At 59.8% G+C, this 23,364-nt stretch carries 15 protein-coding genes; 8 read left to right on the top strand and 7 right to left on the bottom strand.

Going from position 1 to position 23,364, the window contains the following annotated elements; genetic code table 11:
• Positions 1-11 precede the first annotated feature (11 nt).
• Both ACQY47_RS26355 and ACQY47_RS26350 read right to left on the bottom strand, forming a co-directional pair.
• Positions 12-1,469, bottom strand: a complete 1,458-nt coding sequence (locus ACQY47_RS26355) for an efflux transporter outer membrane subunit (protein ID WP_428553212.1) — start codon at positions 1,467-1,469, stop codon at positions 12-14.
• Positions 1,466-1,939 (bottom strand): MarR family winged helix-turn-helix transcriptional regulator, encoded by a 474-nt coding sequence (locus ACQY47_RS26350; protein WP_017134700.1) that lies wholly within the window; start codon positions 1,937-1,939, stop codon positions 1,466-1,468. Before ACQY47_RS26350 ends, ACQY47_RS26355 begins: the two co-directional genes overlap by 4 nt.
• 1,033 nt (positions 1,940-2,972) lie before the next feature.
• Between ACQY47_RS26350 and ACQY47_RS26345 the strand changes: the two genes are divergently transcribed.
• Positions 2,973-4,280 carry an IS4 family transposase gene (locus tag ACQY47_RS26345; protein WP_428557341.1) on the top strand — a complete coding sequence of 436 codons (1,308 nt, stop codon included), beginning with the start codon at positions 2,973-2,975 and terminating at the stop codon, positions 4,278-4,280.
• Between the two features lie 956 nt (positions 4,281-5,236).
• Here the strand turns inward: ACQY47_RS26345 and ACQY47_RS26340 are convergent.
• The 3 genes from ACQY47_RS26340 to ACQY47_RS26330 all read right to left on the bottom strand — a co-directional run bounded on the left by ACQY47_RS26340 (position 5,237) and on the right by ACQY47_RS26330 (position 11,361).
• Complete coding sequence (locus ACQY47_RS26340) at positions 5,237-8,920, bottom strand: translocation/assembly module TamB domain-containing protein (RefSeq protein ID WP_428553208.1); 3,684 nt, start codon at positions 8,918-8,920, stop codon at positions 5,237-5,239.
• Entirely contained in the window at positions 8,920-10,647 is a 1,728-nt protein-coding gene (locus tag ACQY47_RS26335) for an autotransporter assembly complex protein TamA (RefSeq protein ID WP_170040869.1), read from the bottom strand. Before ACQY47_RS26335 ends, ACQY47_RS26340 begins: the two co-directional genes overlap by 1 nt.
• Positions 10,648-10,710: 63 nt before the next feature.
• Positions 10,711-11,361: a GNAT family N-acetyltransferase gene (locus tag ACQY47_RS26330; protein ID WP_170040868.1), complete on the bottom strand. Its 651-nt coding sequence runs from the start codon at positions 11,359-11,361 to the stop codon at positions 10,711-10,713.
• Positions 11,362-11,529: 168 nt separating this feature from the next.
• Between ACQY47_RS26330 and xthA the strand changes: the two genes are divergently transcribed.
• A complete protein-coding gene (xthA, locus tag ACQY47_RS26325; RefSeq protein WP_017134623.1) occupies positions 11,530-12,342 on the top strand; it encodes an exodeoxyribonuclease III in 813 nt (270 codons plus the stop codon).
• 197 nt (positions 12,343-12,539) lie between these two features.
• Positions 12,540-13,868: a substrate-binding domain-containing protein gene (locus ACQY47_RS26320; RefSeq protein ID WP_428553203.1), complete on the top strand. Its 1,329-nt coding sequence runs from the start codon at positions 12,540-12,542 to the stop codon at positions 13,866-13,868.
• A gap of 350 nt (positions 13,869-14,218) precedes the next feature.
• Here ACQY47_RS26320 and ACQY47_RS26315 read toward each other — a convergent pair whose 3' ends face one another.
• Entirely contained in the window at positions 14,219-15,448 is a 1,230-nt protein-coding gene (locus tag ACQY47_RS26315; RefSeq protein ID WP_058420935.1) for an acyl-CoA dehydrogenase, read from the bottom strand.
• A gap of 166 nt (positions 15,449-15,614) precedes the next feature.
• Here ACQY47_RS26315 and ACQY47_RS26310 point away from each other — a divergent pair, with 166 nt between their 5' ends.
• The 3 genes from ACQY47_RS26310 to ACQY47_RS26300 all read left to right on the top strand — a co-directional run bounded on the left by ACQY47_RS26310 (position 15,615) and on the right by ACQY47_RS26300 (position 18,207).
• Complete coding sequence (locus ACQY47_RS26310; RefSeq protein WP_017136514.1) at positions 15,615-16,550, top strand: LysR family transcriptional regulator; 936 nt, start codon at positions 15,615-15,617, stop codon at positions 16,548-16,550.
• Between the two features lie 347 nt (positions 16,551-16,897).
• A complete protein-coding gene (locus ACQY47_RS26305) occupies positions 16,898-17,290 on the top strand; it encodes a MerR family transcriptional regulator (protein WP_017136513.1) in 393 nt (130 codons plus the stop codon).
• A 17-nt stretch (positions 17,291-17,307) separates the two neighbouring features.
• Positions 17,308-18,207, top strand: coding sequence for a hydroxymethylglutaryl-CoA lyase (locus ACQY47_RS26300; RefSeq protein ID WP_428553198.1), 900 nt, complete (start codon positions 17,308-17,310; stop codon positions 18,205-18,207).
• Between the two features lie 576 nt (positions 18,208-18,783).
• Here ACQY47_RS26300 and ACQY47_RS26295 read toward each other — a convergent pair.
• Positions 18,784-20,421, bottom strand: coding sequence for an AMP-binding protein (locus ACQY47_RS26295; protein ID WP_169988199.1), 1,638 nt, complete (start codon positions 20,419-20,421; stop codon positions 18,784-18,786).
• Positions 20,422-20,570: 149 nt separating this feature from the next.
• On the opposite strand from ACQY47_RS26295, the gene ACQY47_RS26290 reads away from it, so the two are divergent.
• Both ACQY47_RS26290 and ACQY47_RS26285 read left to right on the top strand, forming a co-directional pair.
• Positions 20,571-21,734, top strand: a complete 1,164-nt coding sequence (locus ACQY47_RS26290) for an isovaleryl-CoA dehydrogenase (RefSeq protein WP_017136510.1) — start codon at positions 20,571-20,573, stop codon at positions 21,732-21,734.
• Between the two features lie 11 nt (positions 21,735-21,745).
• Entirely contained in the window at positions 21,746-23,353 is a 1,608-nt protein-coding gene (locus tag ACQY47_RS26285; RefSeq protein WP_428553194.1) for a carboxyl transferase domain-containing protein, read from the top strand.
• Positions 23,354-23,364 lie beyond the last annotated feature (11 nt).

Below are 23,364 nucleotides of genomic sequence, written 5' to 3'. Positions count from 1 at the left end.
AATACCTCAAATTATTCCGTACGGGTGGCAGGGCTGGTCGTGGTCGCGGCCACGTTATCGGCGTTGAATCCGCCACCCAAGGCTTGCATCAATTGAATCGACAGGTCGATCTGCGCCGCATTCAAGGTCGCCAGCTGGCGCTGGGCCTGCAGCAATTGCTGCTCGATGCTGAGCACATCCAGGTAGTTACCGATGCCGGAGCTGTAACGCTGTACGCCGGTGTCGTAAGACTGCTGGGCGATGTCCGCAGCGTGTTGCTGCGCCTGGATCTGCCGCCCGGTTTCGCGCAGTTGCATCAGGGTGTTGCCGATATCGCCCAAGGCTTGCACCAGGGTTTTGTTGTACTGGGCCACGGCCAGGTCGTAATCGGCGTCGCGAGCATCGAGGTCGGCACGCAAGCGGCCACCGTCGAAGATCGGCAACGAGATCGTCGGCGCAATGCTGAAGAACCGGCTGGCCGAGCCAAACATCGCATCACCGAGCAACGACTCGGCCCCGGCGCTCGCACTGAGGTTGAGGTTGGGGTAGAAGCGGGTTTTGCTCGCGGCCACGTTTTTACTCGCGGCCTCCACGCGCCAGCGTGCGGCGATCAGGTCCGGGCGACGGCCCAGCAATTCGGCCGGCAAGACTGAAGGCACAGCGACGGCACTGGGTTTCAACACGTTCGGGCGCGTCAGCTCGCCGCCACGGTCCGGGCCTTTGCCGAGTAATACCGCCAGGGCGATCTTGGCGCTTTGCAGTTGTTTTTCAGCGTCGATCAACTGCGACTGGGAGCTGGCTTCCAGGCTTTCGGTCTGTTGGTACTGGTATTCGCTGTCGATGCCGGAGCTGAGGCGGCGTTTGCTCAGGTCGAGCATCTGGCGGGTGCGCTTGAGGTCGTCATTGGCCAGGTCACGCACGATATGCGCTTGGCCCAAATCGCTGTAAGCCTTGGCGACGTTGGCGGCCAGGGTCAGGCGTGCGGCTTGCTGGTCGACTTCGGCTGCACGCGCCTGGCCCAACGCGGCTTCCCAGGCAGCGCGCTGGCCACCCCAAAGGTCGAAGTTGTAGTTGAAGCTGGCGCCGATGTTACGCACCGTGGCATAGGCATCGCCCTGCCCGCGCGGGTCCTGGTCCTTGGCCAGGCGCGAACGGCTCACACCGGCGCTGGCATCCAGGGTTGGCATGCGCGCCGCATCGGCGGCATAAGCGGCGGCTTCGGCCTGGTGCGCACGGGCGCTGGCCACTTGCATATCAGGGCTGTTTTGCAGGGCTTCGTGAATCAGACCGTCGAGTTGCGGGTCGCCGAGGCTTTTCCACCAGTCGGTGGTGGGCCAGGCGGCCGTGGACAGGGTCACGCCGCTCAAGGATTTGCCGGTTTGCAACGTGTTGGCGTCGAGACGTTGGCCCTGGGTGTCGAGGCCGCTGAAGTTGGCACAACCGGCCATGCTCATCGCCACCAACACCAGGCTGAGTGCACGCGTTTTCATTGATTACCTACCCGCTGGAGGACGATGGCGTCACCGGCAGCTACCAGAATTTTCTTGAGGATTCTTTCCAGGGTTTCCAACTCACCAGGCTCGAGGGCACCGGCCAGTTCATTCATCGACTGCGCGCCGATATGCGGCAACATGTCGGCCAGGCGCTGGCCGTCTTCGGTGAGCACTAACTGCACCTGGCGCCGGTCCTGCTCGGAGCGCTTGCGCGCCAGCAGGCCCTTTTGCTCCAGACGGTCGAGCATGCGGGTCATGGAGCCGCTGTCCAGGGACAGGTGGCGGCACAGCTCCGCCGGGGTATCGACGTCGAACTGGGCAATGATGATCAACACCTTGAACTGCGCGGCGGTGACGCCGTGGGGTTCCATATGGGTGTCGATAATGCGGTCCTTGAGCAGCGCCGCCCGGCCCAGCAACAGGCCGAGGTGGCAGTTGCGAAAGCTGTCAGGGGTGTAGTGGGTCATCGAAAGTCACCTTATTACTGCCTAGGCAGTGAATGTATGACAAGATGTTACTGCTTAGGCAGCGAATGTCAAATGGAATTATTAGCTTGCTTGGTAATTCGCGAGAGGTGGGCTTGAAACACAAATAACTGTGGGAGCTGGGTTGCCTGCTGTGGCGGTCTTTTGGTGGTGTACATATCCATTGCTGCGGTAACGGCGGCCTATGGTTTCGCTCTTACAGCGACTCACTTTTCGAAGGACCGAAAAGTAAGCAAAAGGTCCTTGGCCCAGCGCGGCTAAACCGGCATCCCTGCCGGTTTACCCCCCAAATCCCTGTCAGATTCCGGCCATCGTGTTTGACGGGGCGATTTCAGATCAAGATCAAAAGCGCAGATCAAAAGACCGCTGACTTCGTCATCGAAAAGGATGTAAGGGCCGGAGCAACAGCAACAGCAACAGCAACAGCAACAGCAACAGCAACAGCAACAGCAACAGCAACAGCAGAGCCATACTCGGTCAAAGGTGGGAGCTGGCTTGCCTGCGATAGCATCAACTCGGTGTGCCTGATGTACCGAGGTGTCTGCATCGCAGGCAAGCCAGCTCCCACAGAAAAGCAGATCCCAAGTGTATGCAAATCCGCTTTTCGCTTTTGATCTAACCACTCAGGTCGGCTTTCAGGCCGCCGTGCTGTAGATCTTGATCTTGATCTGCTTTTGATCTGAGGCGCCCCGTCAACCACGATGGCCGAACGCAGGCTTGAATCCGTGGGTAACCCGGCAGGACGCCGGGTTAGCCGCGCTGGGCCAAGGATGGCCCATCGCGGCGGCCCACGGATTCAAGCCGGAGTGAGGGCATGCCGAGCCCCAGCGAGGCACCGAGTGGTGGGGCGAAGACCTTTTGGTTACTTTTGGGGCGTTTGCCAAAAGTGACCCGCTGTAAGAGCCATGCCTTTCAAGGTCTTGGTTTAAAATCCCCTAATCAATTCAGTCAGGACGACGAAGCTATGTGGGAAAAGGTTTTAGAACGGTTTGAAAAACAAGCACCAGCCAGTGTCATGACCAAGCTGGTCTTGGAGCAGGCCGTAGATGCCAAGTGGGTAGACAAGGTGTTCGATGATCATCGCCAGCGTCAGTACTCCCGTGAGCTTTTGTTTTCAACCGTTGTTGAGCTGATGTCCCTTGTTTCATTGGGCTTGAGGCCGTCATTACACGCGGCGGCGCGCAAGATGGAGGGCCTTTCGGTCAGCCTTGCAGCCCTCTATGACAAGATCAAGCGAACCGAACCCGAGCTTCTGCGCGCCCTCATTTCGGGCAGTGCCGAGCGTTTGATACCGACCGTAGAAACGCTTGGCCATTCATCGATCCTTCCCGGTTGGCAGTTGCGTATTGTTGATGGCAACCATCTGCCGGCCACTGAAAAACGTCTAGGTGCTCTGCGCAATGAGCGCGGCGCAGCACGCCCAGGATTTTCAGTAGTTGCCTACGATCCGGATCTGGATTTAGTCGTTGATCTTCAGCCGTGGGAAGATGCCTACGCCAGTGAGCGAGTCAGTGTTTTACCGCTACTGGCCCGCGCATGCGCGGGCCAGTTGTGGATGGCTGACCGGCTCTATTGCACGCTGCCCGTCTTGCAAGCCTGCGAGGACACGGGGGCTTCGTTCATCGTTCGCCAACCCAGCAAACATCCACGACTCGTCCAAGAAAGTGAGTGGCAAGATTCAGGAGCAGTCGATAGCGGCACCGTTCGCGAACAAATCATCGAAGTGACCAGTGGCCGCCGCTGGAGACGCGTTGAATTGAGCCTGCAAACAGCGAATGACTCAGGTGATGTGGTGATGTGGTTCTGGAGCAATTTGCCCGACACCATCAGTGCTCAACAGATAGCTGATTTGTACCGTCGTCGCTGGAGTATTGAAGGCATGTTCCAACGCCTTGAATCGGTACTGGAGAGTGAAATCACAAGCTTTGGCAGCCCGAAAGCCGCGCTGCTGGGCTTTGCCTCGGCGGTGCTGGCTTACAACGTTTTATCGGTTCTCAAACGTAGTGTTGAGCAGGCGCACCGGGAAACACAGCCAGAGGGTTGGGAAGCTTCGATTTTCCACTTGGCGGTGCATGTTCGCGGTGATTATCAGGGTTTGCAGATCGCATTGCCTGCGGAAAATTTCCCCCTTGAAAAGACCTCGCAAGGGCTGGCAGAGCGATTACTGGCCCTGGCGAGGTTGATCAAACCCAAGTCCGTCGCAAAGAGCCCTCGCGGCGCCAAAGTCGCTAAACCCAAGGAGTGGCTGGAAGGTAAGGCGGCACGGGCGCATGTCTCAACAGCTCGGGTGCTTAAGGCTGCCAAGGCGGATAAACAGGCCTAAACATGACGTTAAACGGACTCTTAAACATAGACCTTGAAAGGCATGGCTCTTACAGCGGCTCACTTTTGGAAAGACCCAAAAGTAAGCAAAAGGTCTTCGCCCCAACACTCGGTGCCTCGCTTAGGCTCGGCATGCCCGCAATCCGACAGTGATTTGGGGGGCCGCCGCGATGGGCCATCCTTGGCCCAGCGCGGCTAAACCGGCATCCCTGCCGGTTTACCCCCCAAATCCCTGTCAGATTCCGGCCATCGTGTTTAACGGGGCGATTTCAGATCAAGATCACGATCAAAAGCGCAGATCAAAAGACCGCTGACTTCGTCATCGGAAAGGATGTAAGAGCCGGAGCAACAGCAACAGCAACAGCAACAGCAACAGCAACAGCAACAGCAACAGCAACAGCAACAGCAACAGCAACAGCAGAGCCATACTCGGTCAAAGGTGGGAGCTGGCTTGCCTGCGATAGCATCAACTCGGTGTGCCTGATGTACCGAGGTGTCTGCATCGCAGGCAAGCCAGCTCCCACAGAAAAGCAGATCCCAAGTGTATGCAAATCCGCTTTTCGCTTTTGATCTAACCACTCAGGTCGGCTTTCAGGCCGCCGTGCTGTAGATCTTGATCTTGATCTGCTTTTGATCTGAGGCGCCCCGTCAACCACGATGGCCGAACGCAGGCTTGAATCCGTGGGTAACCCGGCAGGACGCCGGGTTAGCCGCGCTGGGCCAAGGATGGCCCATCGCGGCGGCCCACGGATTCAAGCCGGAGTGAGGGCATGCCGAGCCTAAGCGAGGCACCGAGTGGTGGGGCGAAGACCTTTTGGTTACTTTTGGGGCGTTTGCCAAAAGTGACCCGCTGTAAGAGCGGAACCATAAGCCGCCGTTACCGCAGCAACGGATATACACACCGACAAACCGCTATCGCAGGCAAGCCAGCTCCCACAGTTTTAACGAGTACGGGGTTTAGAAATCCCGCTTGTAGAAGATGTCCAACGAACTCGCCACGCCACTGGCCACTTCCAGGTACACCTTCTTGCTCAGCAAGTAACGCAAGGCAATGGTATTGGCCGGCTCAAACACCCCCACCCCATAGCGCAAGCTGAGCTTCTCGGTAATCTTGCCACTGGCCACCACTGCGGTCTTGTTCCCGGAGCCTTGGGTATCAAGGTCGAAATCCTGAATCCCCAGCTTGTTGGCGATATCCGAAGTCACCCCCGCACTGCCCATCAAACCCAGGCCCAGAGCGGCCTCAGCAAGCATATTGTTATCTTCGCCCGTGTTGTTACGCGAACGCCCCAGCACCAGGTACGACAACGCGTCTTCCTGAGGCATCGACGGCTCGGAGAAGATCTGCGTCGTCGGCTGCTCGGCGCTGCCACTCAAGCGAATACCGGCAGTCACAGTCCTTGAGTCTTCCACGACCACCCGTGTCGCTTCGATATCCAGGAACGGCTGATCCAAGGGACCGGCAAACAACAGCCGCGCACGCCGCACATTGAGGCGCTGCCCGTAGGCGCGGTAACGCCCGTCGTTGAGCCACAACTCACCACGGGTGTCCATGTTGTCGCCAATATGCACATGGCCCTGAACCTTGGCAGTCAAGCCAAAGCCGGCAAAGTTAAGCTGGTCTTCACCCACCTCGACGTCGATGTCCATGGCCATCGCCATCGGCGGCTTGCCCTCCTCGGTCTGGCTGCCGACGATCACCGTGTCATCCGAGACCTTGACCGTCGACGGCGGCAGTTCGCGCACGGTGATATCACCGCGCGGGATGTGCACCTTGCCGGCAATCGCCAGCTTGTCGTCCTTGAGGCTGATCTTAAGGTCCGGCGCCACTTCCAGCTTGGCATAGGGCTCAACCGTGACCGGCAATTTCGAGCCTTGCAGGCTCAGGTCCACCGCCAGGGCCTGGCCCCAGCCGACGCGGCCCTTGAGGCTGCCCTGCCCGTCTTTGCCGCTGCGCCAGCCACCGTTGAGCTGCACACTTTCACCGGCGATCAGCGCCTGCACATTCAAGCCCTCGAGGCTCATCGGCAGCTCAGGCCCGGAAATTTCGCCGTCCACCAGGTTCACATTGCCGTTGACCTGCGGCGCCAACAGCCCACCTGAGATGCGGCCGTTACCGTTGAGCTTGCCATTGAGGGTTTCCACCATCGGCACAAACGGGCGCGCCACAGCGAGGTCCAGGCCGGTGAGGCTGAACGTGCCGGTAATCGGCTTGTCCTTGGGCAACGGGTTGATCTGCGCCTGCAACAGCAACTCGCCGAGCTTGCCACCGCGAAAATTCAGCTGTGTGTCGATGCGCTTGGGGTTGAGGGTGGTTTCCAGCTTCAAGGTGTCGTAGGGGAAATCCACCCACTGATTTTTGTCCTTCACGCGCAAGGTGCCGCCGCTGGCATCCACCGCGACCACGCCTTTAGGGCCACTGCTGGGCAGGTCGAGTTGCACATCGGCGTTGAGCTTGCCCTGCCAGGCGAAATCCTTGGGCAGGAACGCCGCCAGGCTGTCGATCGGGAATTGCTTGAGGTGGTAGCGCAGCTTGGGTTCAGGCATCAGACGCTGGTCTTCACCGCACAAGCTGGAACCGCCAGACACCCAGCAATGCGCGGCAAAGGTCAGCTTGCCGTCGGCCAGGCGTTCGATTTTCGCCGGGGCTTGCAGCTTCCAATCCTGGCCGCCGGCCTGCACATCACCACTGGCCAGGCGCCCACGCCAGTTGCCTTTGTCGAGGTTGCCATCCAGGGCCAGGGCGAGTTTGACCAGCGGCCCGGCCAGATCGAGTTGCACCTTCTGGCTCTTGATGTCGCCCTGGGCGCTGGCGGTCAGGGTGCCGACCTGGGTTTCACCGGCTTGAATGCCGCTGCCCTTGAGGTCGATCTTCGCACGCTGGGCGTTGTCGAGGGCCGCATCGAGGGTGAGGCTTTGCAGTTTATTATCCGCAAACGCCAGTTGCTGGCCTTTGAGGTCGAGCTTGCCTTGCGGCGCCTTCAGCGTACCGGCTACATCCACGCGACCGTTGATTTGCCCGCGCAACTGCGGCCACAGTTGGGCCAGGCGCGCCAGTTTAATGTCAATCTGCCCGGCCAGGCGTTGCTGCAGACTGCCACTGCCATTGATGCGGTTGTCGCCCAGGCGGATATCCAGGTTGGCCAGGGTCCACTGCTCGCCCGCGCCTTCGGCCTTGGCCGCCAGCACGGCGGTCTGGCCGCGCAAATGGCCCTTGAGGTCGAGGTCGGCATTCAGTTTAAGCTGCTCGTTTTTGAACTCGCCTTTGCTGCGCAATGGCCCGGCCAAGGTGCCCGGCAATTCTGCGACCCAGTACGCCGGGTTGAGTGCCGACAAGTCCAGCGCAGTGTCCCAGGCGATGCCGTCGGCAAATTGCAGGTTCAGGTGCCCTTCGGCCTTGCCTTGACCGGCAGTCAGTTTCAGCTCGGGCAGGAAGACTTGCTTGAGGTCGCCACTGAATGGCGTGACCAGATTGAATTTACCCGCTGGGCCGTCAAGGTCAGCGTTGAGATTGCCGAGGTAGTTGCCGTCTTTATAGGAAACTTCACCGTTGAACGTACGCAAGGCGACCTGCGGCTCGTCGATTAACGGATAGAGACGATGCCAGGGGAAATCCAGCCAGTTGATCTTGGCGTCGGCGCTAAAACCTTGTTGCCAGTCCAGATTGGCGCTGAGCTTGAGGCTTTGCTTGTCGTCGCCATACAGGTCCAGTTTTGAAATCTGCGCACCCTTGGTATCAACGCGCCCCAACAGCAGCAACGTCACCGGTTTTTTTTCGGCGGGCAGTGATGCGTTGCCCGATACCGCAAACCCGTTTTTCAGGTCGCCCTTGGCCATGAGCACCAGCTCATTGAATTGCAGGGTATCGGGCAAGTCAGCAGCCGGTTTGAACGCATCGGACTTGATCAGCACTTGCCCCGACAGGTTTTCTGCCAGCGGTTGCAGCTCAGCGAAAATTTTCCCAGGCAGGTAGCCGCTGCTGTCGGCATCAAGCTTGAGGGTCTTGAGCAGGTCGCCGTCAACCTTGAGCGCAATCTGCCACGGCGCGCCGCCCGGAGCATACGGCAGGCTCAGATTGCCGGTGGCGCTCAGCGGCCAGTTGCCGGTGGGTTGCAGCAGGCCGTTGAGGTCCAGCACCAGGTCATCGCGTTGCAGGTGCACCGAATCAATCTGCAGACCGGCGGCCGTCCAGTGCGCCGCCAGTTGCAGGCCCTTAAGTTCTTCACTGCCATTAAACAGCAGGCTGCCGACGCGAACGTCGCCCAACTGGATGGCAACCGGCAACTTCAGATCCGGTAACGTTATCGGACCGCTGCTCGGTTCATTGCTCGGCGGAAATTGCAGGTTGACCTGTTCCACGTCCAATTGGTTGATGCACAGGGTCATGCGCAACAGGCAGCCTGGTGACCAATCAAACTTCGGAGCATTGAGTTCTACCCGACTCGCGTCCTGCTGCCATAGCAGATGGTCGGCGCTCCATTGGCCACCCAGGTGGCCCTGGTAATTTTCCACGCTCAAGCCCGGCACCTGGCTCAAGGCCCAACGGCTGCCTGCTTGAGTACCGAGCACTGTCCACAGCGCCAACAGCAGCAGCATGAGGACCGCCACAAGGGCCAGCCCTGCTATTTTCAAACCACGCATCACAGCTCAGGCCCCATGGAAAAGTGCAAACGAATGCCGCCCGGATCTTCGAGGGCATGGGCCAAGTCAAGGCGAATCGGCCCCACTGGCGACACCCAGCGCACACCGACACCCACGCCGGTTTTCAGGCTGGGCATTTCCAGGGTGTTGAAGGAGTTGCCTTGGTCGATAAAGGTCGCGATGCGCCATTTTTCGGCGATGGAATATTGGTACTCGGCGCTCAGGGCCACCATATAGCGCCCGCCGATGCGGTCACCGCGATCGTTTTCGGGTGACAGCGTCTGGTACTCGTAGCCGCGCACGCTCTGGTCACCACCGGCAAAGAAGCGCAGCGACGGCGGCACCGACTTGTAGCCGTTGGTGGCACTGCCGCCGAACTGCGCACGGCCGAGGAAACGGTGGTTGTCCCACAAAGTGGTCAAGCCCTTGATGGTGGCGGTGCCGTACAGCAAGTTGGTGTCGGAGCCGAGCCCTTCCTTGGCGACCTTGGCGTCGAACATCAGGCGATAGCCATTGTGCGGGTCGATGCGGTTATCGCTGCGCAGGTAGGAATAGTTGATGCCCGGCATCACGAGGTTGCTCAAGCCCGAGTCATTGCCCAGGCGATATTCTTCACGCTGGTATTTGAGCGAGATCACCCGCGTCCAGCCGCTGGGCAGCTTGCTGTGCCATTCAGGGCCGAGGGTGAGCAATTTACTCAGGGTGTCGGTGTTGGCGATTTCTTCGTTCTGGTAACCGCCGGCGAAGCGCAACTTGTCGGTCAACGGCGGGTCGAGCGGGATGTCATACCACAGGCCGACGTTCTGGCGTGGCGCCGACAGTTCGGCCTCCCAGCCATAGCTGTGGCCTTGCGGGTTGACCCAATGGCGGGTCCAGTTGGCTTTGCCGCGCGGGCCGACGTCGGTCGAGTAACCGAGGCCCAGGCCCATGGTGCGTGGCTTGCGGGTATCGAGCTGGACCGCCACCGGGATCACATCGTTGGTCGAGGCGGTTGGGCTGGCGTCCACGCGTACGCCTTCGAAGAAGCCGCTCGATTGCAGGTTCTGGTTGAGTTCGGCGATCAGTTCGGAGTCGTAAGGGGCGCCGCTTTTGAACGGCACCATGCGTTGCAGCAGGTCTTCATCGAACGGCGTATCGCCGGTAAACCCGACTTTGCCCAAGGTGTAGCGCGGGCCGCTGTCGTAGATGAGTTCGATATCGGCGACACCGGCTTGCGGGTCCACCAGCAGCTTCTGGCTGCTGAAACGCCCATTGAAAAAACCGTAGCGCGAAGCCTGATTCTGAATCAGCCGCTTGGCGTCTTCGTAGTTGCCGTGGTTGAGCACGGCGCCCGATTTGAGGTCGTCGCTGGCAGGCACGCGAAAGGCTTTGAGGCTCGCGGCCGGGCCGTCGACCCGAATGGTCACGTTGCGCAGATGCACCGGCTCGCCGGGGTCGATAGTGAGGGTCAGGCGCGGGTTCTTGCCGCCCTTCACATCACTGGAAATCTGCGGCTGATAGAAGCCCAGAGCCTGGGCCGCCTTGCGGGCCTGCTCCTCGGCGCCACGGCTGAACCGCAGCAAGGCTTCTTCATCACGATCGCCAACCCCGCCGATATAGCCTTCGATGTTGGCTTTCAACGCGTCGTTTGATGGCTTGATGCGCACGTCCAATTCGCTTTGCGCAAATACGCCGCAGCTTGTGAACAGCAGAACCAAGCCGCTGGTAAATCTTCCTGGAAGCTTCATAGGCGCGGATGCTACACAGCTGGGGAGACTCTTTGAACCCGGAATTGTCTGAATAATTCTGTCTCAAGCCGTTGCAGCATGTAACGCCTGGGGATTGGGATGAAAAAACACATGCTCCAGGACAGGTCCTACCGCCACTTCGCCGATTTCCTCATAGCCCTGGCGCTTGTAAAAATCCAGATAGCGCGAGTTGCCGGTATCGAGCACCACACCCGATGAATGCGGGTCCTCGGCGCACCAGTTGTGCACCGCCTGCAACAGTTGCTCGCCGTAGTGTTTGCCCTGAAATTGCGGGTGAATACCCAGCAGCGGCAACACATGAACCGACTCGTTCGGCAGGCACGCCAGCACCGCGTAATGGTAATCCAAGTAACGCCGGGTGCCGCGTACGCCGGTGCTCAGCCACATACGCAACTGCCAGGCCCAGCTCTCGGTGATGCCCAGGCGCCGTTGCGGTGGCGCAATCAAAGCGATGCCGATCAGCCGGTCGTTGACGAACAGGCCGATGGCAGGAAGCTTCTGGAAAAAATGCTGCTTGACCAGCTCACGCACGGTGGCGCGCACCCGCTGTTCGTACCCCGACCGCTCAGCCTCGAAGATGTAAGCGAAGGTCGGTTCATGCCGATAGGCCTGATACAACAAGGAACGGGCCTCGCGGGAATAGTCGCTGTTGAGCAGGCGAATTTCAGCAATGGCAGTGGAAGTGTCAGGCATACAGTCAATCTCCCTGGGCGCCACTCAAAAGATGGCGTTCTTATGGGTACGAACCTGTGCAGCACCAGTCGTTCCCAGACATTAGCAGTGCATGCGCCCTACCGCCACGCTGGCCCCCGTCCGACTTGTCGGCTAGCATCGGCCTTTTGCCAGACTGGACTGCCGACCATGAAAATCGTCTCCTTCAATATCAACGGGCTGCGCGCCCGCCCCCATCAGCTGGCGGCGCTGATTGAAAAGCATCAACCCGACGTGATCGGCCTGCAGGAAACCAAGGTGCACGATGACCAGTTCCCGCTGGCCGAAGTGCAGGCCCTTGGCTATCACGTGTACTACCACGGGCAAAAAGGCCATTACGGCGTGGCCCTGCTGTCGCGCAAGCCGGCGTTGAGCCTGCACAAAGGGTTTGCCAGCGACGAAGAAGACGCCCAGCGTCGCTTTATCTGGGGCACTTTCGCCGACGAGCATGGCCAGTCGATCACCGTGATGAACGGCTACTTCCCCCAGGGCGAAAGCCGCGACCATCCGACCAAGTTCCCGGCCAAACAACGCTTCTACGAAGATTTGCAGCAACTGCTGGAAAGCCAGTTCAGCAATGACCAGCCGCTGGTAGTGATGGGCGACATCAATATTTCGCCGGAAGATATCGACATCGGCATCGGCGCCGACAATGCCAAGCGCTGGCTCAAAACCGGCAAGTGCAGCTTCCTGCCGGAAGAGCGCGAGTGGATGGCCCGCCTTAAAAACTGGGGCCTGGTCGACAGCTTCCGCCACTTGAACCCGGACGTGGCCGACCGCTTCAGCTGGTTCGACTACCGCAGCCGTGGGTTTGAAGATGAGCCCAAGCGTGGGCTGCGCATTGACGTGATCCTGGCGTCCAACGGCCTAGTGTCGCGGGTCAAGGATGCTGGGGTGGATTACGACTTGCGTGGGCTGGAAAAACCGTCGGACCATGCGCCGATCTGGCTTGAGTTGAGCTGATTTCAAGGTTTGTGTACTTCAATGTGGGAGCTGGCTTGCCTGCGATTGCAGTGGGCCAGTCATCAAATGGTTGGCTGACACACCGTTATCGCAGGCAAGCCAGCTCCCACATTTTGACTTGCTGTGCGTCAGTCATATTTTTGAAACCCCACTGACTTAATCTGGCGGCACTCCCTTTGGCTTAAGAAGGTGCCGGCATGATGCTGCGCGTTCTGTTCCTGTTGATACTGCCGCTCTACGCTGCCGCCGCTGCCCTCCCCGTTCCCGACCAAGGCCCCGCCCTGCGTATCCAGGGTTCCAATACCATTGGTGCGGCGCTGGGACCTGCGTTGGTCAAGGGCATGCTGGAGCACCAGGGCTTGCAGGCGGTGCACAGCGAGCCCGGCGATGGCGCCAATGAACAACGGGTGATCGGCAAGACGCGTCAGGGCAAAACCGTCACGGTGGAGGTCGCAGCCCACGGTTCAAGTACCGGGTTCAGCGCACTGAAAAAATCCAACGCTGACCTTGCGGCTGCTTCGCGCCCGATCAAGGACAGCGAACTGGTGGACCTTGAGCCCCTGGGCGACCTGAAAAGCCCAGAGGCCGAGCACGTGATTGCCATCGACGGCCTGGCCATTATCCTCAACCCGCAAAACCCGTTGAATACCTTGAACACCGAGCAGCTGGCGCAGATTTTCAATGGTGAAGTCAGCCACTGGGAGGATGTGGGCGGCGTCGGCGGCGCCATTCATCTGTATGCCCGGGATGATCAGTCCGGCACCTATGACACCTTTAAAGAACTGGTGCTGAACCGGCGCGGCAAACCGCTGGCCGTGGCCGCCAAGCGCTTCGAATCCAGCGAGGCATTGTCCGATGCGGTGAGCCATGACCCGCAAGGCATTGGTTTTATCGGCCTGCCGTATGTGCGCCAGGCCAAGGCGCTGGCGATTGTCGACGGTGACTCACAGCCGATGTTACCGGTGATCAGCCTGATCGCCACCGAGGATTACCCGCTGTCACGCCGCTTGTATTTTTACCTGCCGCCGTCGAACCGCAACCCGTGGGCCAAAGCCCTGGTGGACTTTACCCAAAGTGGCAAAGGCCAGGCGATCGTCGCCGCCAATGGCTTTATCGCCCAGCAGGTGCAGGCGATTGCCGTGGAGCCACGGGCGTCGATGCCCGAGGACTATCAAAGCATCGTCCGTGACGCCCAGCGCTTGAGTGTGAATTTTCGTTTCGAAGAAGGCAGCGCCAGCCTGGACAACAAGGCGCGCCAGGACTTGCAGCGGGTGGTGGCGTATATAAAAAGCCACGGCAAGCTCGACAAGCAGGTGACGCTGGTGGGGTTTGGCGATGCCAAGAATGACCCGCAGCGGGCGGCGCTGTTGTCGAAGTTGCGGGCGATGGCGGTGCGCCGGGAATTGGTCAAGAGCGGCGTGGTGCTCAGGGATATTCGCGGTTTTGGCGCGCAGATGCCGGTGGCGGCGAATACGGCGGATGAGGGGCGGATCAAGAATCGGCGGGTGGAGGTTTGGGTGTACTGACCCCTCGGGTTTTGTCTTGTAAACACTGGCCTCATCGCGGCATAGGTATCTACACAACCGGTTAACACGAAGCCTGTTGTAAGTGGGCTGTTGTGGCGAGCAGGCTTGCCCTGCGTTGGGCTGCGAAGCAGCCCCAAAAACAGACGCTGAGTACTTTCAGCAAAATTGCCGTGCCTTTACTGGGGCCGCTTCGCAGCCCAACGCAGGGCAAGCCTGCTCGCCACAGGAGAAATTGGCTGCCTTCAAAAGTTGTGTAGATACCTATGCTCATCGCGGGCAAGCCCGGCTCCCACCTTTGGAATGCATTCCAGTGTGGGAGCTGGCTTGCCTGCGATGCAGGCGCCTCGGTGTTACTGCCCGCTGCGCATCAGCTCTTTAGGCACATACTTGCCAATCTCAAACTTGCCAATCGCCGCACGGTGCACTTCATCCGGGCCGTCGGCCAGGCGCAGGGTGCGTTGCATGGCGTACATGTAGGCCAGCGGGAAGTCGTTGGAAACACCGGCGCCACCATGGATCTGAATCGCCCGGTCAATCACCTTCAAGGCCACGTTCGGCGCCACGACCTTGATCTGCGCGATTTCGCTTTTCGCGACTTTGTTACCGACGGTGTCCATCATGTACGCCGCTTTCAGGGTCAGCAGGCGCGCCATGTCGATTTCCATCCGCGAGTCGGCGATCTTGTCGATATTGCCGCCCAGGCGCGCCAATGGCTTGCCGAACGCGGTGCGGCTGACGGAGCGTTTGCACATCAGTTCCAGCGCACGCTCGGCCATGCCGACGGAGCGCATGCAGTGGTGTATGCGGCCTGGGCCAAGGCGGCCCTGGGCGATTTCGAAGCCACGGCCTTCACCCAGCAGTACGTTTTCATACGGCACACGCACGTTGTCGAACAGTACTTCAGCGTGGCCGTGGGGTGCGTCGTCGTAGCCGAACACCGGCAGTGGTCGTACGATTTTTACCCCTGGCGTGTCTACCGGCACCAGGATCATCGAGTGCTGCTGGTGGCGCGGTGCATCCGGGTTGCTCAGGCCCATGAAGATCAGGATCTTGCAGCGCGGGTCGCAGGCGCCGGAGGTCCACCACTTCTTGCCATTAATCACCCACTCATCGCCTTGACGCTCGGCGCGGGCGGCCATGTTGGTGGCGTCGGATGAGGCCACGTCCGGTTCGGTCATGGCGAACGCCGAGCGAATCTCGCCGCGCAGCAGCGGTTCGAGCCAGCGTTGCTTCTGTTCTTCATTGGCGTAACGCACCAGCACTTCCATGTTGCCAGTGTCGGGGGCGGAACAGTTGAACGGCTCCGGGCCTAACAGCGAGCGGCCCATGATTTCCGCGAGCGGCGCATATTCGAGGTTGGTCAGGCCGGCGCCCAGCTCGGATTCGGGCAGGAACAGGTTCCATAGGCCTTCGGCTTTGGCACGGGCTTTGAGCTCTTCCATGATCGCGGTGGGCTGCCAGCGGTCACCTTCGCTGACCTGGCGTTCGAACACCGGCTCGGCCGGGTAAACGTAAGCGTCCATGAACGCAGTGACGCGTTCACGCAGTTCCTGAACCTTGGGCGAATAGGCGAAATCCATGAGCAGCTCCCTTCTCTGAGAGGTTGTTTAGGTCATGCAATCGATGCTAGAACAGCGCTGATAATTTACCTAGCCTATTCTCGGCGTGTATTAACATTCATCACCGATATATGATCGGCGTATGAGCACCTGATAAATCGCCACCTGAAAATAAGAGCGCAACGAAATGAATCTGAGCAAGGTCGACCTCAACCTGTTTATCGTCTTCGACGCGATCTACACCGAAGCCAACCTGACCCGCGCCGGGCAGATCGTTGGAATCACCCAGCCAGCTGTTTCCAACGCCTTGGCACGCTTGCGCGAAACCTTCAACGACCCGCTGTTCGTGCGCACCGCGCAAGGCATGGTGCCCACGCCCATGGCGCAGAACATCATCGGCCCGGTGCGCAACGCGTTGTCGTTGCTGCGGGTGTCGGTGCAGGAAAGCCGAATTTTCAACCCGCAACAGGCGGCCAAGACTTATCGCATCAGCATGACCGACCTCACCGAGGCGGTGATTCTGCCGCTGCTGTTCCAGCGCCTGCGCCGCCTGGCGCCGACCGTGGTGATCGAGAGTTTCTTGTCCAAACGCCGCGAAACCACCAAGGAACTGGCCGCCGGGCGCCTGGACTTTGCCGTGGACGCACCGCTCAACACCGACCCGCAAGTGCGCCACGTCAAACTGATGGAAGATCGCTATGTATGCGCCATGCGCAAGGGCCATCCGATGGCGGGCAAGGACAAGTTCACGCTGGATGACTACCTGTCGCTGACTCACATTCATATCTCCAGCCGCCGCAACGGCCTGGGCCACGTTGACCTGGCGCTGGGCAAGATGGGCATCCAGCGCAAGATCGCCCTGCGTTCCCAGCATTACCTGATGGCTTCGCAAGTGTTGCAGCAGACCGACATGGTGATGACCGTGCCCGAACGCTTTGCCCGCCGCCATGAGCTGCATTGGTTCAACCTGCCGGTCAACGATGTGCCGCCGGTGGAAACCCACCTGTACTGGCACGAAAGCACCGACCAGGACCCGGCCAACCGCTGGATGCGTGAGCAGATGATCGAGTTGTGCCAGCAAGTCACCGCGCACGAAAAGAAACTGGATGGCAAGCAAGCCTAAGCTCTGGTGAACGGGCTTGGTGTAGTGAGCAGGTATGTTGTAGTGGGCAGGCTTGTTGTAGTGGGCAGGCTTGTTGTAGTGAACAGGCTTGTTGTATTGAACAGGCTTGTTGTGGCGAGCAGGCTTGCCCTGCGTTGGGCTGCGCAGCAGCCCCAATCAAGACAACTCATTTTTCCAGACAGAAACGCGGTGCCTGATTTTGGGGCCGCTTCGCAGCCCAACGCAGGGCAAGCCTGCTCGCCACAGCAAGCTCCCTCGCCACAGGGTGTGAGTCAATCCAGGCTATTTGCTTGACGTAAACGTCAACCTGCCTTTAGCTTAGCGCCAAGACCTTCTTGAGCGCCACCATGAGCACGACCTACAGCATCTCTGACCTCGCCCGCGAGCTCGACATCACCACCCGCGCCATTCGTTTCTACGAAGAACAAGGCCTGCTGGCCCCGGAGCGCCGGGGCCAGGAGCGCATCTACTCGGCGCGCGACAAGGTCAGCCTCAAGTTGATCCTGCGCGGCAAGCGCATCGGTTTTTCCCTGGCCGAATGCCGTGAGCTGATCGAACTCTACGACCCCACCAGCGGCAACCACATCCAGCTCAACAGCATGCTGGCGAAAATCGCCGAGCGCCGTGAGCAGCTCGAGCAACAGATGCTTGATATCGAACAGATGAAGCTGGAACTGGACACCGCCGAAGAGCGCTGCACCCAGGCGCTGGCGCAGACCATGAACCCGGTTGGTCCATAAACACAAGGTAGCTGCCCATGTCTCTCCCCTCTTATGTGCGCCTGGTGGAAGTCGGCCCGCGCGACGGTTTGCAGAACGAAGCCCAGCCGATCAGCGTGGCCGACAAGGTTCAACTGGTGGACGCACTCAGCTCAGCCGGCTTGAGTTATATCGAAGTCGGCAGTTTTGTCTCGCCCAAATGGGTGCCGCAGATGGCCGGCTCCGCCGAGGTGTTTGCGCAGATCCAGCGCACGCCCGGCGTCACCTACGGTGCGCTGGCGCCAAACCTGCGCGGCTTTGAAGATGCGCTGGCGGCTGGCGTAAAGGAAGTCGCGGTATTTGCGGCGGCGTCCGAGGCGTTTTCGCAGCGCAATATCAACTGCTCCATCAGCGACAGCCTGGAGCGCTTTGCGCCGATCATGGCGGCCGCCAAGCAACACGGCATCAGCGTGCGCGGCTATGTGTCGTGTGTGTTGGGTTGCCCTTACGAAGGCCAGATTGCGCCGGAACAAGTCGCCGCAGTAGCACGTGAGTTGTATGCCATGGGCTGTTATGAAGTGTCGCTGGGCGACACCATCGGCACCGGTACCGCAGGCGCCACACGACGGTTGTTCGAAGTGGTCGGCGCGCAGGTGCCACGGGACAAGCTGGCCGGGCATTTCCATAACACCTATGGCCAGGCAATCGCGAATATCTACGCCAGCCTGCTCGAAGGCATCACGGTGTTCGACAGCTCTATTGCGGGCCTGGGCGGCTGCCCTTACGCCAAGGGCGCCAGCGGTAACGTTGCCACCGAAGATGTGGTGTACCTGCTCAATGGTCTGGGTATCGACACCGGTATCGATCTGGAGGCATTGATTCGTGCAGGCCTGCAGATCAGTAACGTGCTGGGTCGGCCGACGGGTTCGCGAGTCGCCAAGGCACGTAACGCCGGTTGAGTAGCTTAGCCGTGACAATGTGTTACCGCACGCATACACATCGAGTAACACGGGAACATATTTTGTCGAATTTGCAGTAGGCAAAACCCTACACAAAAATTAAACCATTGATTTTAAATGACTTTTAAAAGTTGGCACGGCTCCTGCTATCTCTATGGCATAACAAGAATAAAAAGCGCCAAACCTAATAAAAATAAGACGAAACGACTCTGACATAACAAAAACAACACGGCAGAGACGCAGCTAACAGATTTTTTTGAAGAAGATGTGCTTCGCAGGGTACGGCGTGCCGACACCCGCAACCGGTTAGAGAAAAATAAAACTACCTCAGGTAGCTGCCACTGGTTGGATCGTTAACGAAGAAGCAGATCAGCGTTCAAAAAAATACGTTTGCTCTTGATCCCGGATGGGGGTCGCAAAAAACAGCGGTAAAGGGTAACGGTTGCCAAAAACAACAATAAACCGCCCCTCAATAATAAAAAAAGAGCACGCAACGACAAATTAAAGGGGACCTTCGGGTCCCCTTTGTGCTTTCTGTGGAAGCTGGCTTGCCAGCTCCCACATAAGCCTGTGCTGTCAGTTGGATTGGGTTCGCAGCTCCTCGATCGAAATTTCGCGCATGCGAAACTTCTGGATCTTGCCCGTCACCGTCATCGGAAACTCATCCACGAACTTGAAGTGCTTGGGCGTCTTGAAGTGCGCAATGCGGCCCTTGCACCAGGTTTGCAGCTCCAGTTCGTTGGCCACATGGCCGGGATGGAATTTGACCCAGGCAACGATCTCTTCGCCGTAACGCTCATCCGGAATGCCAATGATCTGCACATCGGCCACCGCCGGGTGAGTGAAGAAAAACTCCTCCAGCTCGCGCGGGTACACGTTCTCACCGCCACGAATGATCATGTCCTTGTTGCGCCCGGCGATGCACACGTAGCCGTGTTCATCCATGCTCGCCAGGTCGCCGGTATGCATCCAGCCTGCGTCATCAATCGCGTCGCGGGTGCCTTCGGGGTTGTTCCAGTAGCCGAGCATCACGCTGTAGCCACGGGTGCAGAGTTCACCGATCTGGCCACGGGGCACGGTGTTACCGGCCTCGTCGATAATTTTGTTTTCGAGCTGGGGCTGGGTGCGGCCAACGGTGGTGACGCGCCGCTCCAGGTCGTCATCGGCGCCGGTCTGCAATGACACCGGGCTGGTTTCGGTCATGCCATAGGCAATCTGCACTTCGCCCATGTGCAACTCGCTGATGACCCGACGCATCACTTCGATGGGGCACGTGGCGCCGGCCATGATGCCGGTGCGCAAGGTGGCCAGGTCGAATTCGCTGCGACGTGGGTGATCCAGCAGCGCAATAAACATGGTCGGCACGCCGTACAGGCCGGTGGCGCGTTCCTGCGCGACGGCGGTGAGCGTCAGCAGCGGGTCGAAACCGTCATTGGGGTAAATCATGGTGGTGCCGTGGGTGATACAGCCGAGGTTGCCCATGACCATGCCAAAGCAGTGGTACAGCGGCACCGGGATCACCAGGCGGTCCTGCGCGGTGAGGCCCAGGCTTTCGCCGACCATGTAACCGTTATTGAGGATGTTGTGGTGACTGAGGGTGGCGCCCTTGGGGAAGCCCGTAGTGCCGGAGGTGTACTGGATGTTGACGGCTTGATCGAAGTGCAGGCTGGCTTGGCGACTATAAAGCTGCTCGGGCGGGATGCCAGCACCGAGGGCCGCCAACTGCGACCAGGGCATAAATCCCGCTGGCGGGCTGGGGTCCAGGCTGATGAGGCCGCGCACGTCGGGGTGCAGTTCCTGCAACATCGCGTGGTAATCGGAGCTCTTGAACGAGCCGGCACACACCAGCCATGCGCAGCCGGACTGTTTGAGTACGTAGTCCAACTCGCTGCTGCGGTAGGCCGGGTTGATATTCACCAGGATCACCCCGAGCTTGGCGCTGGCGATTTGGGTGATGCACCACTCGGCACAGTTGGGCGCCCAGATGCCCAGGCGATCGCCGGTTTGCATGCCCAAAGCCATGAAGGCGCGGGCATGCAAATCCACCGTCTCGGCCAACTCCCGCCAGGTGTAACGGCGTTGCTGATGGCGCACCACCAAGGCTTCGCCATCGGGGTAGTGCGCAACGGTGCGATCGAAAGCCTGACCGATGGTCATGGCCAGCAAGGTCTTGTCCTGGGAGCCACGGCTGTAGCTCGGGTGCGGTTGATCCATAACGACCCCTGTTGTCTTTTTTGTAGGTTGACGTAAACGTAAACTACGATTGACAGCGCCGTAACGCAAGCTTACGTTAACGTAAAGGTGAGCGCCCTCCCCCGCGCCCCACCCACACAACAACAAAGCTCACATTAAGGTGCCTGTCCATGAGTTACCCGTCCCTGAACTTCGCCCTCGGTGAAACCATCGACATGCTGCGCGACCAGGTGCAGTCGTTCGTGGCGAAGGAGATCGCGCCCCGCGCGGCGCAGATCGACATCGACAACCTGTTCCCTGCCGACCTGTGGCGCAAGTTCGGGGACATGGGCCTCTTGGGCATCACCGTGCCGGAAGAGTACGGCGGCGCCGGCCTGGGTTACCTGGCGCACGTGGTGAGCATGGAAGAAATCAGCCGTGGTTCGGCGTCAGTGGCGCTGTCCTACGGCGCGCACTCCAACCTGTGCGTCAACCAGATCAACCGCAACGGTAATCACGAACAAAAACTCAAGTACCTGCCCAAGTTGATCAGCGGCGAGCACATCGGCGCCCTGGCCATGAGCGAACCGAATGCTGGCTCCGACGTGGTCTCGATGAAGCTGCGCGCCGACAAACGTGGTGACCACTACGTGCTCAACGGCAGCAAGACCTGGATCACCAATGGCCCCGACGCCAACACCTACGTGATCTACGCCAAGACCGACCTGGAAAAAGGCCCTCACGGCATCACCGCGTTTATCGTCGAGCGCGACTACAAAGGCTTCAGCCGCAGCAATAAGTTCGACAAGCTGGGCATGCGCGGCTCCAACACCTGCGAACTGTTTTTCGATGACGTCGAGGTGCCCGAAGAAAACATCCTTGGCGTGCTCAATGGCGGCGTCAAAGTGCTGATGAGCGGCCTGGACTACGAGCGCGTGGTGCTCTCGGGCGGCCCGACCGGGATCATGCAAGCGTGCATGGACCTGATCGTGCCCTACATCCATGACCGCAAGCAGTTCGGCCAGAGCATCGGCGAATTCCAGCTGATCCAGGGCAAGGTCGCCGACATGTACACCCAACTCAACGCCAGCCGCGCCTATCTCTACGCGGTGGCCCAGGCCTGCGAACGTGGCGAAACCACGCGCAAGGACGCCGCCGGGGTGATCCTCTACAGTGCCGAGCGCGCCACGCAAATGGCCCTGGACGCGATCCAGATTCTCGGCGGCAATGGCTACATCAATGAATTCCCCGCCGGGCGCCTGTTGCGTGATGCCAAGCTGTACGAAATCGGTGCTGGCACCAGTGAGATTCGGCGGATGCTGATCGGTCGCGAACTCTTCAACGAAACCCGCTGAAGGAGCGCCCCATGGCCACCTTGCATACCCAGCTCAACCCGCGTTCAGCGGAGTTCGCCGCCAACAGCACGGCGATGCGCCAACAGGTCGACGCCCTGCACAGCCTGCTCGCCCATGTGCAGCAAGGCGGCGGCGCCAAGGCCCAGGAACGGCACACCTCGCGCGGCAAACTGCTGCCCCGTGAGCGTATCAACCGCTTGCTCGACCCTGGCTCACCGTTCCTGGAACTCAGCCAACTGGCGGCTCACCAGGTGTACGGCGAGGACGTGCCCGCCGCTGGCGTGATCGCCGGAATCGGCCGTGTGGAAGGCATCGAATGCATGATCGTCGCCAACGACGCGACGGTCAAAGGCGGCTCGTACTACCCGCTCACGGTAAAAAAACACCTGCGTGCCCAGACCATCGCCGAGCAGAACCGCCTGCCGTGCATTTACCTGGTGGACTCCGGCGGTGCCAACCTGCCGCGGCAGGATGAGGTATTCCCTGATCGCGAACACTTCGGGCGGATCTTCTTCAACCAGGCCAACATGAGCGCCCAGGGCATTCCGCAAATCGCCGTGGTGATGGGTTCGTGCACCGCTGGTGGCGCCTATGTGCCGGCCATGGCAGACGAAGCGATCATGGTGCGCCAGCAAGCCACGATCTTCCTCGCCGGGCCGCCGCTGGTAAAAGCCGCGACCGGCGAAGTGGTCAGCGCCGAAGACCTGGGCGGTGCCGATGTGCACTGCAAGATCTCCGGCGTAGCCGACCACTATGCCGACAGCGATGAACATGCGCTGGCCCTGGCCCGACGCAGTGTGGCCAACCTCAACTGGCGCAAGCAGGGTGAGTTAGTGCAACGCCCGCCGGTGGCGCCGTTGTACAGCAGCGAAGAACTTTATGGCGTGATCCCGGCCGATGCCAAGCAGCCATTTGATGTGCGCGAAGTGATCGCGCGGCTGGTGGATGGCTCGGTATTCGATGAGTTCAAGGCGCTGTTTGGCACCACGCTGGTGTGTGGTTTTGCGCACCTGCACGGCTACCCGATTGCGATCCTGGCCAACAACGGGATTCTGTTCGCCGAGGCCGCGCAAAAAGGCGCGCACTTTATCGAACTGGCCTGCCAGCGCGGGATTCCGTTGCTGTTCTTGCAGAACATCACCGGGTTTATGGTCGGCCAGAAATACGAAGCCGGCGGCATTGCCAAGCACGGCGCCAAGCTGGTCACAGCGGTGGCTTGCGCCAAGGTACCCAAGTTCACGGTGATCATCGGTGGCAGCTTTGGTGCCGGTAACTACGGCATGTGCGGTCGCGCCTATGACCCGCGCTTTTTGTGGATGTGGCCGAACGCACGCATCGGTGTGATGGGCGCCGAACAGGCCGCCGGCGTGCTGGTGCAGGTCAAGCGTGAACAGGCCGAGCGCGCGGGCAATGCGTTCAGTGCCGAAGAAGAAGCCGCGATCAAGCAGCCGATTCTCGACCAGTACGAAACCCAGGGCCATCCCTACTACTCCAGCGCACGTTTGTGGGATGACGGTGTGATTGACCCGCAGCAGACCCGTGACGTGCTGGCGCTGGCGTTGTCCGCCGCGCTGAATGCCCCCATCGAGCCGAGCCGCTTCGGCGTGTTCCGCATGTAAATGGAGCTGTA

The organism is Pseudomonas edaphica (assembly GCF_965277385.1).
GTDB lineage: Bacteria > Pseudomonadota > Gammaproteobacteria > Pseudomonadales > Pseudomonadaceae > Aquipseudomonas > Aquipseudomonas edaphica.
Note: the sequence above shows the minus strand (reverse complement) of the source record. Positions and strands in the feature narration are given on the sequence as shown.